Source organism: Lacipirellulaceae bacterium, from assembly GCA_040218535.1.
Classification (GTDB): Bacteria; Planctomycetota; Planctomycetia; order Pirellulales; family Lacipirellulaceae; genus Adhaeretor.
The window spans coordinates 1,120,902-1,137,440 of the sequence record JAVJRG010000012.1; the positions used below are offsets into that span (position 1 = coordinate 1,120,902).

Below are 16,539 nucleotides of genomic sequence, written 5' to 3' on the forward strand. Positions count from 1 at the left end.
ACCGCGAATCACAATCAAAACTCCAGGACTTCGCAAAACTCAGAGTTCTCCCCCTCGCCGTTGGAGGCACTTATGAATACTCAATCGAAACTACCCCTCGTTTATGGACGCCGACCTGACGACCGTCGGGGTATCGCGGTGGTGCTGACCGGCTTCTGCCTTTGCGTGGTGTTTGCGTTTGTCGCCATGTCGGTCGATACGGGCCGTATGGTTTTGACGGAAACCAACATGCAGAATGGAGTTGACGCTGCAGCGCTGGCTGCGGCACAAGAGATCACCGCCGCGGTTCATGCCGCCGGTGCAAACAACAGCTCGGTGAATCTCGATGCGAACTCCATTGCCGCTGCTGCAGCTCGCAGCATGGCTGAACAAGTCGCCGCTGCTAACGGCGTTTACATCGATCCGGCAACCGACGTCCGCTTCGGGAAGCGTTCCTACAACGAGGCGAACGGCACCTGGCCGATCGTCTGGGACGAGTCGCCTTACAACGTCGTGCAGGTCGTCGCCCGCAGAACCAACGAAGACACCACTGCCCCCGATGGCCAACTGCCCCTGGCCTTCGGTTGGGCAGTGGGTCGCTCGAAGGTGCCCATCCAAGCCTCAGCGACGGCGTTTGTTGAAGCTCGTGACATCGTGACCGTTCTCGACTTCTCAGCTTCGATGAACGACGACAGTTCACTGAAAAGCATCAACTCGCTCGGCCAATCACAGGTCGAAGATTCGCTCGACGCAATGTGGGATTCGCTCGTGGATGCCGATCTGCATTGGCCTGATACGGGGAATCCGAAGATCTTGTCCGCCTACGGGAGAATCAATTCCTACGAAGGCGTTTACTACAGCAGCAGTGACACCAACACGATTTTTAACTACTTGAATCTGGGCGACCGCAACTCAGATGGAACCCCGAAATACCCGTTCCCTCAGTCAGGCCGCTACAGCGACGGTACGCCTCGTCCGCAACCTAGCGCCAGCTACAGCGACGCTCTCTGGAAAGATTACATCTATCACACACGCCGCATGAGCGGACCGTACCGCAAAAAGTACGGGTACCGCACAATGATGGATTACTTGCAGGAGCGACGCTACAGCCGAACTAGCAGCGAAGACATGTGGCGGATGCCTCACTATCCGTTCAATGCGATTAAGAATGGTGCTTCCTTGTTCTGCGACTTCCTCACGGACCTCGACTTCGGTGACCAGCTTGGTTTGGTGAGCTACGGTGCCTGGGCAGTCAAGGAATGGAGTCACTACGACGGGGAGGTGGACGTCGACATCAGTGAAGATCCCATCACGAATGATTACGCCACGATCGACCTTATCCAGCGTCGTCACCAGGCGGGTGACTACGATGGCTGGACGGGCATGGGTGACGGAATCCTCAAGGCGCACGAGCTATTGATCGGTAGTCCTAGCGACCCCGATGATGACGGCCACGTTCGCTATGGTGCTCGTCCCACGATGCTAATCATGACTGATGGTCAAACCAACCAAGGCCCGTCGGGGTGGAGCATGCCGCAAAGCTTCCAATGGGCTGACTGGACCGACTACGATGGCGACGGTACGGCCGACTACTCCACGAGCAACTGGAAGAAGCAGTATGCCTTCTGGGAAGCCACCGAAGCTGCCAAGCGAGGGATCACCTTGCACACCATGGCGGTGGGTGCGGGAGCGGATCGCGACCTCATGCGGGCCATCGCCTTTGCCGGTGGCGGCCAGTACATCGACGTCCCAGGCGGTACGACCGTCGCAGCGATGGAGGAGGATCTGCTAGATGCCTTCCGCCAAATCGCGGCGAAGGTTCCACCACCGAAGTTGGTATTCGAGTTAACCGCTGAATAGAGGCTGTTGGCGGCGGGGTTGAAGGTGGAATGCGTGGCAGCCCTCCCACCGTCCACTTTCATCCCCCCGCCTTCCGCCTGTTACCAAACTAAAGGAACCTACCTCTGCCCCAGATAGCTGGTGGCGTTGAAACGCGGTTGCCGTGTCCTGGGCCGCGCGGAGGCGCTACCAGCTATCGTACGGTAGAGGCTCTAGGGATTCAGGCTGTAGGCTTTAGGGCACCATTGGAGAGCGGTTTCTTATGCCAACCCTAAAGCCTAATTCCTGCAGCCTAAACGCCTAGTCTTCATACGCTGCGGAGTCGAACCGGCGACGTCGACCGTACCCACGTCGCCGACGGTGCGAACGCGTGACGTACTCGCCTTCGACAAAGTAATATCCGCCAAGCATCTTATAGAAGAACAGTATGAGCAGCGTCCCGGCGATACCCACAAGCATGCCCATCGGACTGATCGGGATGACGCGTTCACCTCCGCGGAAGTAACTGGCAACGCCGCAACCCAGGATCGTTCCGCCGACACCCATCAGCACCGTAGCAATCGCCCCGCCCGGGTCACGCCCTGGCATGATGCCCTTGGCCAATAAACCGACGACGGTTCCAAAGCCAATCCAGACTAGCACATCGTTGACGATTTGCTGAGCGGAATCATCAAGGACAATACCTTGGGAGGTGTTGAATTCTTGTAAGGCGAGTAGTGCGGAGCACATGATCAGAGCATCCTCAGGAACGCGGGTGGTTGAGCGACGGAGCGTAGTAAACACCGCCGACGAGCCATAGGGCAGCGTTAATACGGTTGCTAGCACTCTCCGATCGTTTGACAAATCGGCGCTAGAAGAACCTTGCCTTGTCGGCTCGGATGGCCGAACTCTATACTAAACACACGTCAACTACAGCTCAGGCGTTCAGTCAGGGGCCAAGGAGAGCCACAAGCATGGATGTGCAAGCACTCATTCAGCGAATCCAAACAAGGCGTGACTATGCCGGACAACTCGAACATCTCGAAGTCCTTCCCGAAAGGCCGGGGCAGTTCGCCAGCCCGGACCAGCCGCTTCCAGAAGCCATTGAGCGAGTCCTCAACAAGCGTGGGATCGAGCAACTCTATTCGCATCAGACCGCAGCCTTAGAAGCCGCCCGTGCGCGCGAAGATTGGGTCACTGTCACGGGCACGGCAAGTGGAAAAACGCTTTGCTATCAGTTGCCGATCTTTGAATCGATCCTCTCTGGTGACGCTCGCGCGTTGTGTTTGTATCCCACGAAGGCGCTCGCTCAGGATCAACTGAAAGGCATCTTGGAACTGGTGGCTGACGACGATCAATTAGCCTCTGCCGTCAGACCAGGCGTGTTCGATGGCGATACCCCGATCGCCCAGCGGAAGCGGATTCGCAATGAAGCTTCACTCGTCCTCTCCAACCCCGACATGCTGCACGCGGCCATCTTGCCCTACCATCCCAAGTGGGCGGAGTTCTTCAGCACGCTTCAGTTCGTGGTGATCGACGAAGTCCACACCTACCGTGGGATCCTTGGGGCCCATGTGTCAGCCGTTCTGCGGAGGCTTATGCGCATCTGCAAGCATTACGGCAGCGACCCGACGTTCCTGGCAACCAGCGCCACCATTGCCAATCCGGGTGAGCTAGCTGGAAAGCTCTTGGATCGCGAGGTGAAGGTCATCGACGAAGACGGCTCTCCGCGAGGACGGAAGTACTTCGCACTCTGGAATCCAGCGCCATTGGGAGAAGATTCCCTCGCACGGCGCAGCGCTGCCGACGATGCCGTTACTTGGATGACCGAGGCGATTGACGCTGAGGGACAGGCACTCGCCTTCACGCGAACGCGGCAAGCGGCAGAACTAGTCCAGCGGTACGCACGCGAGCGCCTCACCGATCAGCAATCACCCCACGCCCAGAAAGTGCGCGCTTATCGCGGCGGTTATCTTCCGAATGAACGCCGGCAGATCGAACATGATTTGTTCTCCGGCACGCTGCGCGGCGTCGCGACGACGAACGCCCTGGAACTCGGCATCGACATCGGCTCGTTAGACGTTGCGCTGATGGTCAACTATCCGGGGACGATCGCCAGTTGCTGGCAGCAAGCTGGTCGCAGCGGCAGGACCACAGAAGAGAGTCTTGCCGTATTGCTTGCAGGAAACGACCCGGTCGACCAGTACCTGTTGCGACACCCTGAGTACTTCTTCGCCCAATCACCTGAGCATGCCGTCGTTGATGCGAACAATCCCTATGTCCTGGCCCGTCACCTCCCTTGTGCGGCCTTCGAATTGCCGCTCACCGAAGAAGACTTCACCTCGTTTGGTCCCTTGTCAGAGCCGATCGTTGACGTTCTTTGCGAGGAAGAAAAACTGGCCGAAGTTCGGGGGCAGTTTTATCATCCGGGGGGCTCGAATCCGGCTGTAGCCGTGTCGCTTCGCAACATGAGCGACAACATGGTGAACATCGTTCTCATTGGCGGGAGCGACTACAAAAAGCAACCAGGCCCAACGATTGATAACCTGGGTCGTCACGAAGCAGGCATGCAGCCGCATCGCACGTCGGAGAAGCCCCACGCCGGCTTGGCCGCCACCAGGCATGGCGAAACCAGTCACGTCGTGCTTGCCAATGTCGACTCGATCAGTGCGCCCGAGTTGGTCTACCCCGAGGCCATTTACTTGCACAACGGGCAAACACATTTGGTCCGCGAACTCGACTTGCAAGGAAAAATCGCTTACGTCGAACGACGCGAGACGGACTACTACACGCAAGCCGTGCTTGAGCAGAACGTTGTGATCGTCGAAACGCGCGAACTCGTAACTGACGAGAGCCGGGTCGTCCCGACCCCGGACGAAGTCGAGCAGAAAGCCACCGTCGGCTACGGCGATGTCGACGTGACTTGGCAAACCGTTGCTTTCAAGAAGATCAAATTCGGAACGAAAGAAAACATCGGCATGGGTCCGGTCGATATTCCATCACAGCAGCTTTCGACGACCGCGTTGTGGCTCGCGCCTGACGATTCCGTGCGGGCAGAACTCAAGGCGGCTGGCCTCAAGCCGAACGAAGGCCTAGTCGGATTGCGAAACCTGGCTGTCGTGACGCTCCCGATGATCGCCATGTGCGACGCCCGCGATATCGGTGGCGTAGTCGAAAGCCAAAACCTAGGTCGCCCGACGATGATTCTCTACGATCGTTATCCAGGTGGGCTTGGCTATTGCGAACAAGGACGCCGTCACCTCGATCAGCTTCTCTCCCTATGCCAGCAGCTAGTCTCCGAGTGCCCGTGCGAGGCAGGTTGCCCCAGTTGCGTCGGGCTGGCCGACCAGGGCAGCGGCGTCCACAGCGACCCCGATCTGAAGCGTGGCCACCCCATGCCGAACAAGCAGGCGACCATGAAATTATTGGAATTGCTTTGTGCTGAACAAACGTGTGAAATGATCGGAGAAGCTGACATCCCCTCAACGATCAGCGTTTAGCCGCTGAGCTTGCTCCGCGTCTGTTAGAAGTCCTTGATGAACGATTCGTTGCGCCTTCGACTGGAAGCACTTAACCGCGGACCGCTGCCTGCTCCGAAGGTGACGGCTTCCGTGGCGAAACCGCGAGCGCCATTAAAAGCCTCATCGAAAGCCTCATCGAAAGCTTCGCCGAAAGCGAAGCGCAGATCGGCCACTCAGCGAGCGACTCGTCCAGGGCAAGTACCACCTCTTCCCGGCTTGGTCCGTCGAGGGGAAGCGGTTTCCAACGAATGCGGCGAGCATCTTCTCATTCAGATTCCTTTAGAGACACTTTGGCCCGGCGGTGAGCAACTCGTCCGTCGGCGAGCAGCCCACCTTTCTGATGGTGGAACTGAAGAGGCATTCGCTGCGGGCTTTCCCAGCAACCAGTTGCTGCTCGACCTAGAAACCTGCGGGCTTTCCGGCTGCCCACTGTTCCTGGTAGGTCTGTTACGCGAAGTAGAAGGACAGTTGGCGGTTGAACTGCTCTTGGCGCGCGACTATTCGGAAGAAGCCGCGGTGCTGAAGAGTCTCTGGCAACGGATCACTCCCGAGACAGTCCTGGCAACGTACAACGGCAAGAGTTTCGACTGGCCGATGGTGCAAGATCGGACGATTCGCCATCGCCTATTCATTGGCGAGCAACCCCCGCGGCCAGTTCACGTTGATTTCCTCCATTTGGCCCGCCGTCGCTGGCGCGGGCAGTTTGCTGATTGCAAACTTCAAACGCTAGAACGAAACGTTTGCGGACGGCTGCGGACGGATGATATTCCTGGCAGCCAAATCCCGGCGGCTTATGAGCAGTATGTCCGCACAGGATTCGAGCGCGAGATGGATTCGATCTTACTGCACAACGCCATCGACTTGGTTACGCTCTTGGACTTAGGAATGCGACTTGTCGCTTAGCCAAAAAGGCGTTTATTCCAGATTGTCCAACGCATCCGGGCCAGGAGTTCTGCTAGGCTCTTTTGAAGTCGCAGGTCGACTCTGTTGGGTAAGGCCAGAGACCTCAAGAACGATCTGCCAGCCACCTTCGATGCGGCGAAACTGAACTTGCTCAGTCGCATCCCCTGAAACGATCGTCCCTTTGGCGGTGTCTTCACTCGACTCGTCAATGGTAAGCTCACCGTCGAGAACCTGCAGCGGAGCTTTCCCGGGATTCAGCTTCGCCAATAACGACAGCATTGCCGAGGTGAAGCCGTGGATGTCATTGATCCGCTTTCCAAGTTGTCTCATTGCCACCGTGTCGGAAAGTGTCTGGGCAGTAAATGGAGGAAGGTTATTAAGCACCTTTGCGTCGATTTTGTAGCGATCGAAGATCTCGTTCATGGCGGTGATGGCCGCCTGGGTTCCTTCTCCGCGTTTGTCGCCACGAAACATCGCGTAATCAGCCGCGACCCGGTTGAGGTGCCCCCGATAAAGGAGAAGTCCACCTAGCTGTTGCTGTGTTTCCACCGTCATGCAGTCGAGAGCGGCTTCGAAGTCGTCCTGGCTAGCTGCGATGGTCATGGCATCGTAGCAATCCTGTGGTGATTCGTACCGGACAATGTCACGAGTGTTCTCATTGGCTGGCTTCACCCGCTCGATGCTAAAGCCGCAGCCGCAACAGACTGCGATCGTGATCAACACAGTCAAGTTTGTTCGTTGATAGAAATGCAGGATCATAATGTATGCAGAAGAGAAAAAGCGATCGCTGTGAGGACTGTCTTAAGTCGTCAACGAATTTCACGAATCACACGAAGTATAGATAAATAGTTGCAGAATAGGGAAGAGATGCCTACGTCGTCGAGAAACAAATAGGTGTTGCCCAGAAGCGTGCCAGGAAGACGGATTTTTTGAATCCGCAATTCGGCGAGGTTAGTGACTCAGGTTTGGCAGAATTCAAGATCGATTTTTGTGATTCGTGAATTTCGTTGACCAACAACCTCTCGATGCCCAAGAAAAAAGCCGCGTGCGAAGCTCTAGGCGACGCACGCGGCTTTTATAAACAAACCTCCGGTCTCATTGCGACAGGGAAGAGTCGCTGGAAGAAAGGCGTGCCTCGAACAGCGCTGCGCGCTGCCATATTGCCGAAGCAGGCCAATCCAATATTTAGGTCCTCCCGACGGATGTGACCAGGAAGTTTGGCTTGTGTCCTCGCAGTGCAAGCCTGCAAGGTGATGTTTGTATGGTTGTTCGACCCTCCGATACTAACCAGATCGGCACGCCGGTCAAACGGCTTCAACGTCATACCGCGAGGGAGCGAAACTTTACACCACAATTCTACCTCGCGAAATAGCTGTCGGCTGGTTTTTCTCCGATCTCAAGCGGTGGAGCAAAACGCGTGCCGCTTGTCGGTCCAAGCATTCCTCGTGAAAGTCGCCTTGCGGTAGCGTTCGGGTTTTTCCTACAACCCGCAACGGACCAGTACACGGGTAAGGAAACCAACACATGGGCATAGATTTTCGAGGAAGACATTCTGCGTTAGGACAGTGGATTTTTTTCGCGATCTTCGCCGGAATTTTTTTACTGGCTGCGACTCCCTTACTGCGTGCCCAGCAGTCTCGCGGAGTCACGATCAGTCAAGCGGGTGCCCGAGGGCAGGCAGGTCGTCAGGTAGCACTGAGAGACCAATTGCGAGTTGGACTAAAGGCTCGCACCAAGTCGGACATTCAATTCGTTGACACCGTTGTGCTAGCCGTTGCTCAAGGTCGGCTACCACGCCGCTTGGTGGACAGCACATTCCTCTGGGCACGCCAGCGTTCGAAGACCCGCCCAGGGGCTCACAAGCTGCGTCCTATGGTTTATTTTCAGCCTGCTCTGACTCTCCAGGCGCGGCGACTTGGTGTTTTGCTCTAGCCAACAGACACATCACCGAATGAAGCCTTGTCAGCAGTAGCTTCGCCTGGGTGAAGCGGTTTCCATGGCATTTAGTTGCTGCGGGCCGCCACTAGGCGTGTTCTGGCCTGTTTGTTAAGATGCGTAGCCTACGATTACTGACCTAGCCGCGTCTTCAAGCGGCTTCTTTCTCCTGGAAACGTTGTCGATGGCCAAGAAGACCGCTAAGAAAAAGACCCCCGCCAAGAAAGCCACCAAAAAGGCTCCGGCCAAGAAGAAGACGGCCAAAAAAGCGGCAACCAAGAAAAAGGCCAAGAAAAAGGCAGCCGACGACGACAAGCCCGTCAAGAAAAAGAAGAAGGCCGCCAAGCGGAAACGCACTGCCAAGGTCGTTAGGCTGAAAGCCTACTGGGGCGTGTTTAATCAGTCGCTCAAACGTGTTGAACTCTTCGAGCACAACGAGCGCAAGCAAGCCGAGAAAAAGGCTCAAGAACTGAGCAAGAAGACGCCCCACTTTGTGCAGCCGGTGAAAGAGCTGATTGACGAATAAGGTAGGTTGCTAAGAACCGGGCGACTTGTCACTTAGCCGAGAATCGGTTGCAACTTTTCAAGCGTTTCGGGCTTGTCGTATTCCAGCTTGCCGAATCCACGCTCGGCACCGAGCTTGACCGCGGCATCTTGGTGCTCTTCGTAGTTCGTGATAATCATCACTGGTACGTTAGCGATTGCAGGGTCCGCTTTAATTGCCTTCAGCGTATCGGTCCCGTCGGTATAGTCGTGATCGAGCTTGCGGTTGATCACTACTAAGTCGAAAGGCTGCTTCTTCAGCAAAGCGACCGTGTCTTCCGGGCCATGTGTCTGCGAGACCTCACAGTCGAAGTTGCTGGTGAAAAAGTGCTTGATGGCCGTGTGATCGGGCACGCAGTTGCCGACGTCGAGAACTTGCTTGGACATTCTTGATCTTCGATGTGTTGATGTTTTTTACGCTGGTCGGGCTTGAGCTGGAGTGCTTCGGCCTGTCCCTTATTCTAGCATCGTTCTCACAGGCGACGAAAGTGATAGGATGGTGTCAGCTCACCAAAAGTAACAGGGATCGCTAGCAAGTGACCGCTCAGTTGACGAAATCGCAGGATCGATTCTGCAGTCGCAGTTGGGCGACGATTGATCTGCTGAGGGTACCGCACATTCACGCAAGCGTTCCCGGCAAGCAGTCCCAGGTAATACACGAACGCTGCACGAAGCATTTCTACGGACTCTCCAGCCATACCCGCCTGTTTCCTGTTGCCTTCGAGTCTGGCGAGGGCTGTGTTCTTACTGATGCCGATGGAAATCGTTTTCTCGATTTCTCCTCAGGCATCTGTGTGGCGACCTTGGGGCATGGACATCCCAAAGTTGCCCAGGCCATTAGTCGACAGACGCGACAGCTCTCAAACTGTCATGATTTTTCGACGCGTGTCAAAGCTGAGCTGGTTGAGACACTAGCCAGATTATTGCCAAGCGAACTGAACTGCTTTCAGTTCTATGATTCTGGTGCGACGGCAATCGAAGCAGCATTGAGGTTGATGCGTGCGGTGACCGGGCGAGCCGGGTTGCTCTCGTGTCAGGATGACTATCACGGGAGAACCTTTTTAACCTCATCCCTATCTGGAACAGAACAAGAGTCGTTTCCCGCAGAAGTTGCTACGCACCTTCTACCGCGACCCAATGTCTACCGCCCCTGCTGGATGACCGACGAAGGTCAGATCGATACCAACGCGTACTTGGAGCACTATGCCACGTACTTAGACCAGCGGCCTGCTAAGAGTATCGCTGGAATTGTCCTTGAGCCCATTCAAGGTTGGGCCGGTACGATCATTCCACCTGATGACTTCTTTCCAAAGCTACGGCAATTTTGCGACGAGCGTGACTTGATCCTGATGGCTGATGAAGTGCTCACCGGCTGGGGGCGGACTGGCGAGTGGCTTTGTCTCAATCGTTGGGATACGACCCCCGATGTTGCCGTCATCGGAAAGTCACTGGGCAACGGATTCCCGGTTAGTTGCTTGGCAGTCCATGAAAAACATCGCGACGCCTTAGACGGCCTTAAAGCCTCAACCAGCACCGGGGGCAATCCCGTCGCCTGTGCCGCGGCGCTTGCTGTTTCGCGGACTATCGAGCAAGAACAACTGCTTGCTTACTCCAAGCACTTAAGCGAAGTAGCCCTCAATCGCATGGAGCAGATGAAGCAGCAACACCCGATTATCGGTGACGTTCGAGCAGTCGGTTGCCTGATGGGGATTGAGTTCGTCAAGGATCGCCAAACCAAAGAGCCATTCCTGGAAGCCGGGCGGCAAGTCTACGAGCGAATATTTTCTCGCGGCGTTGCTTTGGTGCCAGCAGGCCATATTCTGAGGCTGACTCCGCCCATCGTTATGGACGAACCTGCTTTGCTTTGCGGATTGGAGATCATCAGTGAAGCGATTGGCGAAGTTTCTCGCGAGCTAAATTGCTAATGTTTCCTCAACGCCTTAATTGAGAGTCAGGGCGTCCATTCTTAAATTGAGTCTTGCTCTCAACAAGAATCGAAGCTAGGCAATGATTGCAATGCCGTTGCCAACCTAGGCTTTTCTGCGGTTAATGAAATTCCGAACGAACGATCATTAAACATGGAGAGCTATCATGTCGAAAGAAGCAGAAATCATCAAAGAACTCTCCGTTTCCTACTGGATGGAAATGGAGACCGTCATGAACTACATCACCCAGTCAACCAACCTTGATGGTGTCCGAGCGGAAGAAATCAAGAAAGCACTTTCCGCCGATATCGCAGAGGAGCTTGGACACGCTCAAACTCTTGCCCGTCGCATCAAAACGATTGGTGGCACAGTTCCCGGGAGTATGGACTTTGCCGCAGCGCAAAAGACGCTTCAACCATTAGACGACACGACGGACGTTGTTTCCGTCATTAAGGGAGTGATCGATGCCGAAGAGGGTGCAATTGCTCAGTACAAAAAGCTAATTGCTATTTGCGATGGCGAGGATTACGTTACCCAAGACCTTTGCATTGCCGCCCTCGCTGACGAGGAGGAGCATCGCCGGGAATTCCTTGGTTTCTTGAAAGAATACGAGCAATAGTTGAACTGCCATATGCTGGCTACCCAGCAAGTGCGGTAGCCGGCACATAGCTAAGTGGCTGGCTGCTCAGGCATGAATTTCGCATTGATTGTCGTGTCAGGTGGGCCGTAGTCGAAGATGCGATACTTCTTGCTAATCTTCGCACCACTCTTGGCTAGGGTCCGATAGCTGAGGTGGTTACTCTCCAGCACCCAGGAGAACTCAGCCTGTTCTAAACCCCAAGCGAGAGCATCCGGGACAAGTCTGGAAACCAAAGCGATGCCAACGCCCCAGCTTTGGTACTCCGGCAAAACATTCGTGCTGATCAACCGAACCTTCTTGAGTGCCTTGCGGTTGGTCAGCAGCTTCAAAAAACCAAACGGGAAGAGTTTACCATCCATTTCTTTGATCCGCGGATTGTAGTCGAGCAAGCCAAACATTGTGCCAATCGGTTTGCCTTCGACTTCTGCAACGGTCGTGAGTTCCGGGATAATCATCTGTCGCATCCCGGCGGCTTGCTTGCGTACCTCGGCATCCGACATTGGGACAAATCCCCAGGTCGAGACCAATGACTTGTTGTAGATATCAAGAAACGTGTTGATCTCTTCCTTGAAATTTTTGACGTTCATCCTGCGTAGCTTCAACTCGAAGCGATCGATGACACTATGCCCCAATGAGTGCAGCTTCTTCGACACTTCTTCCAGCATATCGACATGGCCCCAAAAGGCGGCCAAGTCTTGAGACTTGCGGAAGCCATAGTCTTCAATGAGCCGTTGATAGTATGGCTTGTTGTATGTCATCATGAACCAAGGAGGCTCGTGAAAACCATCAATCAATAATCCCACCTCGTAATTGAGTGAAGGATTAATCGGCCCCCGGATTTTTTCGATGCCCTGCTCTGCGAACCAAGCTCGCGCCGCATCAAATAGCCCCCCCGCCACCTCCTGATCGTCAACACATTCGAAGAAACCAAAGAATCCCCGTTTTTCCTCGTAACGATCGTTGTGAGCATGGTTCACAATCGCTGCGACACGCCCCGCAGGTTTGCCATCCTTGAGGGCAAGAAAATGGCGGACTTCTGCGGTATCGTAAAAGGGATGCTTCTTAAAGTTCAGTAGCTCTTTCTGAACGAGACGAATCGGCGGTATCCAATTCTCGTCATCGGCATATAAATCCCAAGGGAGGTTAAAGAAGCGTTTCCGATCGCTTCTTGATTCTACAGGAATGACTTCAAGGTGAGGCATCGGCCGATTCGGGTGAGAGCTGCTGACGAGCAATTGCGGAGAGACGTTACTGTAAACCGCGCACTTGTCTGGGGTCAAGCATCAAGCAGCTGGCTCACACTTGACTTTCGAAGGTTGGCTTTTCATGCTTGGGTGGCAAGGGAATAGAGGTTTGAGGCGATTGTCTCGGACGAATCAGGTTGATCTTTAGAGAATTAGTAACTTGCTATGGCAAGCTGCTTAGTAACCGGTGCGACAGGGTTTGTGGGGAGGAACCTCGTTGAACATTTGCTTCAGCGGGGATGGGCTGTGCGCTGTTCCGTGCGACCGAGTTCGGATGTTACTCAGCTTGAAACCCTTGGTGTCGAACTTGTCACCTCCTCTTTGGAATCTGGGGAAGGGCTAAAAGAAGCAGTTGCTCAGGTCGATCATGTCTTTCATGTTGCTGGTCGAACGAATGCACTGAAAGCGAAAGAGCTTGAGGATACCAATGTCAGAGGCGTTGAGCGGCTTGTCGAGGTCTGTGCTCGACAACAGTCACCGCCGTCTTTTCTGTTAGTGAGTTCGCTTGCGGCAGGAGGACCGGGAACATTTCAGCGACCACGCAAAGAAGCGGATCCGGACGAACCCGTCTCAGAGTATGGTCGAAGTAAGTTGGCTGGGGAGCAGGCCGCTGCTCAGTTTGCTAGCGAGTTGCCTCTTTCGATTATTCGACCTCCTATCATTTTCGGACCCGGTGATCGGGCCGGACTGAGTCTCTACAACTCGATTCGCACAATGCGGATTCACCCTCGTCCTGGATTTCGAGAATTTCCGGTCTCACTGGTTCATGTGAGCGATCTTTGCGAAGCCATGATTCAAGTCGCAGAGCGGGGACAACGGGTGGGCGCGAATGGTCAGGTTGATCGTCAGGCGGGAACCTACTACGTAGCGGCTGAGCGAGCACTCTCTTACGCGGACTTCGGTAAAATGGCGGGTGCCGCTGCTGGCTGGTCGGCGTTCGTGTTGCCGTTGCCGCCCGCTGCATTTTGGATTGCGGGCGGGATCGGAGAGGTCGTCGGGCGTGCCCGTCGCAGGGCGTGCCTCTTGAATTTCGACAAGATTCGCGAGGCCCTTTCCAAAGGGTGGGTTTGTAGCGACCGAAAAATTCGTGACGAACTCGGATACCAGCAGGCCGCGCCGTTGGAAGACCGATTTGCTGAGACAGTCTTGTGGTATCGGGAACATGGTTGGTTATAGACCTCCGGTAAATAGTTTCCGCCGGTTCACGCGGAGCGCGTTCTACGGCTAAATTGGGCTGGTAAGCGTTTCACTCCGAGGGCCTTCAGCGACATGGTTCATCAGCCCAATTACGATCCTTCAGAACTAGCGATATCAACGCTAGGCAGCTGCGAGGTTTTATCCCCTTTGCCAATGTCGGCCGCACCTGGCGACGGAATAGGTAACTTCACGCCCGACGAAGCGAGATTGTTGTACGAGCCTCGTTTTCTGGAGGGAGAACAGCCTCCCGATTTGGCGTTTGAACGCGCTGGAGCTCGTCAGCACTTGTTCTTTGAACCCAAGGAGGTCAAGGCGGCGATCGTTACCTGCGGAGGCCTTTGCCCCGGACTGAATAACGTCATTCGTACGCTTACCTTTGAGCTGATTCACAATTACGGCGTCGAACAAGTACTTGGTATCCGCTACGGATATCATGGTCTCAACCCTGCGGTTGCTCGGCCTCCAATTCCTCTGACTTGTGATTTCGTCGGACCGATTCATCATCAGGGAGGAACGATTCTCGGTACTTCGCGTGGACATCAAGATCCGAAAGTCACCGTGGACTTTCTCGAAAGCGAAGGGATTAATCTGCTGTTTTGCATCGGTGGCGATGGGACGCAACGCGGTGCTCACGCGATGGCAGCCGAAATCCAGCAACGCGGACTTTCCATTGCGATTGTTTGTGTTCCCAAGACGATCGACAACGACATTAAGTTTTGCTATCGAACATTTGGCTTCTACACCGCAGTTGCCGAAGCTGAGCAAGTGATCGATCGTGCGCACGTTGAAGCAAAGTCGGTCCTCAATGGCGTCGGGCTTGTCAAACTGATGGGACGCGAAGCGGGTTATATTGCCGCCGCAGCCACGGTCGCCAGTGGTGAGGCGAACTTCTGTCTCATCCCTGAAGTGCCTGTTGAAATTGACTCCTTTCTCGAAAAACTCAAACGTCGTCTCGCGGCGCGAGAGCATGCGGTTGTCGTTATTGCTGAGGGGGCCGGACAACACTGGTTTCCTGAGTCCGACGCCTGCGACGCTTCAGGGAATCGCAAGTTCAATGATTCGGGTATTTTCCTGAAGCAGCAAATCATTGATTTTTTCGCGAAGGAGAAATTGCCAGTACGGGTGAAGTACTTCGACCCGAGCTATCACATCCGCAGTCTCCCAGCGGCACCAGTTGACAGTCTGCTGTGCGAACAATTTGCCCGCGCCGCCGTTCACGCGGGCATGGCCGGTAAGACGGACATGTTCGTTGGGTTGTGGCACAACCACCTGATCCATGTGCCACTCTCAGTCAGCGTTGGAGCCGTGAAGCAACTCTCACCCGAGGGTGAACTTTGGATCAGCGTCCAAGCGCTTACCGGGCAAGAGAAATGGTGATGAGGTCTGCTCCTTAACCCCTATTCTTTTCACTTACTCAAACAAATCAATATCGTCGAAGAGATCGCCTTGTGGTTCCGTGGCTGGCTCGTCCTCGGGTTCGTCTTCGACGGCGGGTTGGTCATCGGGTTCTTCGACGGCGTCGTCAAACAGACCGCCCCCTTCTGCTGGCTCATCATCCGCAGCATCTTCATTGACGCCGAAGATGTCTTCGTCGCCCTCATCTTTTTTCTTCGGTGCCGCGGTCTTCATCTTGCGATGTTCGATCGGCTGACTGACACCAATCTCGTGGAGGCATTGGACGAGTCCATGCTTGTTGACCAGGAAAATGCGATCCGTCTGATCGTTAACTAGCGGATAAAGCCCCTCTGCCGTCGCCAGCGTTCCTAGCGTTGCCCCCGTTTTCATGTCGAGTACCAAAAGATTGCCCATGGGATCGGCCGCATAGACACGGTTCTTTCCTTCGGAAACGAACTGGCTCGCTCCTGGGATGTCCCAGAGCTCGTTGCCGGTGCTGGTCTCGATGGCGTGGATAGCTGGTTCGATTGACGAAACAAAAGCCATGTCGCCAACCACTGCTGGCTGCGACTCGATGGGCCAACCGGCCGCAAACCGCCACTGCTCGTTGCCGGTAAGCCCGTCAATCGAATAGAGGTAACCATCCAAGGAGGCGATGAATAAGTTCCCATCGAGTTCTGCCGGCGGAGCAATGATTTCGTCATTGGTTTGAATGCGATACAGCAGGCCTGGGTCTGTGGCACTGCTGACGTAAAGCAGACCAGCATTGGTCGGCCAACTGACGACTCCTCCCGTGGTGACGGGCCGTAGGAAAGCTCGGCCCCGTGAATTGTAGTACCAAGGCTGTGCTTTCGGATCATCGAGTCGATAGCCTTCGACACGTCCGGTCATCAAGACGACGAAGGCATAGTCCTCAGTGAGCGCAGGTCCCGCGCCAGGGGCACTGCCCAGATCGCGTGAAAAGAGAATGCGTCCGTCATCGCGATCAAGGACGTAGATCTTCGAGCCGCTAACAATAGCGACCGATTTCGAGTTCGCTCCAGGGCCAAAGGCACGATAGCCCCGTTTACCAACTTGGCGAATCCAGAGCCGTTCGCCGGTCTCCGTGTCGAGCGCGAAAGCTGTGCCGGTATTCGAGACGCCAAAAATTCGATCGTGATGCAAAGTCCAAGCGGTGACTTCACTGAACGCAGGATCCGCTCCGATTTGGGCAAACCAAGCGCGCTCGAGCCCAACCTGCGCAGCCGCGGTTCGCGGGACCAAGGGGCTGGTGCCGAGTTGGGCATGGGCGGCTTGCGAGACGCAAAACCCAGCAAGGGTCAGAGCGAGATAGCGGAGGGCTAAAATGTTCTGCGAAGAGGGCATGGGATTTCTGTTCCGATTTTCAAGAGCTTCGAACGCAACACGCGGATAAATTGCCTGAGGGCGTGCGCGGTATT

At 55.1% G+C, this 16,539-nt stretch carries 14 protein-coding genes; 9 read left to right on the forward strand and 5 right to left on the reverse strand.

Going from position 1 to position 16,539, the window contains the following annotated elements; translation table 11 throughout:
• The first annotated feature begins 72 nt into the window (after positions 1-72).
• The gene (locus RIB44_18555) at positions 73-1,839 is read left to right on the forward strand and encodes a pilus assembly protein TadG-related protein (GenBank protein MEQ8618579.1); all 1,767 of its coding nucleotides are present in this window, start codon (positions 73-75) and stop codon (positions 1,837-1,839) included.
• 279 nt (positions 1,840-2,118) lie between these two features.
• Here the strand turns inward: RIB44_18555 and RIB44_18560 are convergent, their stop codons facing one another.
• On the reverse strand, positions 2,119-2,643 hold the full coding sequence (locus RIB44_18560; protein ID MEQ8618580.1) for a hypothetical protein: 525 nt from the start codon (positions 2,641-2,643) through the stop codon (positions 2,119-2,121).
• 128 nt (positions 2,644-2,771) lie between these two features.
• Between RIB44_18560 and RIB44_18565 the strand changes: the two genes are divergently transcribed.
• A complete protein-coding gene (locus RIB44_18565; protein ID MEQ8618581.1) occupies positions 2,772-5,297 on the forward strand; it encodes a DEAD/DEAH box helicase in 2,526 nt (841 codons plus the stop codon).
• Between the two features lie 36 nt (positions 5,298-5,333).
• Positions 5,334-6,221: a ribonuclease H-like domain-containing protein gene (locus tag RIB44_18570; protein ID MEQ8618582.1), complete on the forward strand. Its 888-nt coding sequence runs from the start codon at positions 5,334-5,336 to the stop codon at positions 6,219-6,221.
• Positions 6,222-6,233: 12 nt separating this feature from the next.
• Here RIB44_18570 and RIB44_18575 read toward each other — a convergent pair whose 3' ends face one another.
• Positions 6,234-6,944, reverse strand: coding sequence for a hypothetical protein (locus RIB44_18575; GenBank protein MEQ8618583.1), 711 nt, complete (start codon positions 6,942-6,944; stop codon positions 6,234-6,236).
• Between the two features lie 801 nt (positions 6,945-7,745).
• Between RIB44_18575 and RIB44_18580 the strand changes: the two genes are divergently transcribed.
• Positions 7,746-8,153 carry a hypothetical protein gene (locus RIB44_18580; protein MEQ8618584.1) on the forward strand — a complete coding sequence of 136 codons (408 nt, stop codon included), beginning with the start codon at positions 7,746-7,748 and terminating at the stop codon, positions 8,151-8,153.
• Between the two features lie 187 nt (positions 8,154-8,340).
• Complete coding sequence (locus tag RIB44_18585) at positions 8,341-8,682, forward strand: hypothetical protein (protein ID MEQ8618585.1); 342 nt, start codon at positions 8,341-8,343, stop codon at positions 8,680-8,682.
• 32 nt (positions 8,683-8,714) lie between these two features.
• On the opposite strand, the gene RIB44_18590 is transcribed toward RIB44_18585, so the two are convergent.
• Positions 8,715-9,086, reverse strand: coding sequence for a response regulator (locus RIB44_18590; GenBank protein MEQ8618586.1), 372 nt, complete (start codon positions 9,084-9,086; stop codon positions 8,715-8,717).
• A gap of 149 nt (positions 9,087-9,235) precedes the next feature.
• On the opposite strand from RIB44_18590, the gene RIB44_18595 reads away from it, so the two are divergent.
• Together RIB44_18595 and RIB44_18600 are read left to right on the forward strand one after the other, a co-directional pair.
• The gene (locus RIB44_18595) at positions 9,236-10,624 is read left to right on the forward strand and encodes an aspartate aminotransferase family protein (GenBank protein MEQ8618587.1); all 1,389 of its coding nucleotides are present in this window, start codon (positions 9,236-9,238) and stop codon (positions 10,622-10,624) included.
• A 166-nt stretch (positions 10,625-10,790) separates the two neighbouring features.
• On the forward strand, positions 10,791-11,243 hold the full coding sequence (locus tag RIB44_18600) for a ferritin-like domain-containing protein (protein MEQ8618588.1): 453 nt from the start codon (positions 10,791-10,793) through the stop codon (positions 11,241-11,243).
• 50 nt (positions 11,244-11,293) lie between these two features.
• On the opposite strand, the gene RIB44_18605 is transcribed toward RIB44_18600, so the two are convergent.
• Entirely contained in the window at positions 11,294-12,466 is a 1,173-nt protein-coding gene (locus RIB44_18605; protein MEQ8618589.1) for an N-acetyltransferase, read from the reverse strand.
• A gap of 207 nt (positions 12,467-12,673) precedes the next feature.
• Between RIB44_18605 and RIB44_18610 the strand changes: the two genes are divergently transcribed.
• The gene (locus RIB44_18610) at positions 12,674-13,684 is read left to right on the forward strand and encodes an NAD-dependent epimerase/dehydratase family protein (protein ID MEQ8618590.1); all 1,011 of its coding nucleotides are present in this window, start codon (positions 12,674-12,676) and stop codon (positions 13,682-13,684) included.
• A gap of 93 nt (positions 13,685-13,777) precedes the next feature.
• The gene (locus tag RIB44_18615) at positions 13,778-15,082 is read left to right on the forward strand and encodes an ATP-dependent 6-phosphofructokinase (protein ID MEQ8618591.1); all 1,305 of its coding nucleotides are present in this window, start codon (positions 13,778-13,780) and stop codon (positions 15,080-15,082) included.
• A gap of 33 nt (positions 15,083-15,115) precedes the next feature.
• Here the strand turns inward: RIB44_18615 and RIB44_18620 are convergent, their stop codons facing one another.
• Positions 15,116-16,465: a PQQ-binding-like beta-propeller repeat protein gene (locus RIB44_18620; protein ID MEQ8618592.1), complete on the reverse strand. Its 1,350-nt coding sequence runs from the start codon at positions 16,463-16,465 to the stop codon at positions 15,116-15,118.
• Between the last annotated feature and the right edge of the window lie 74 nt (positions 16,466-16,539).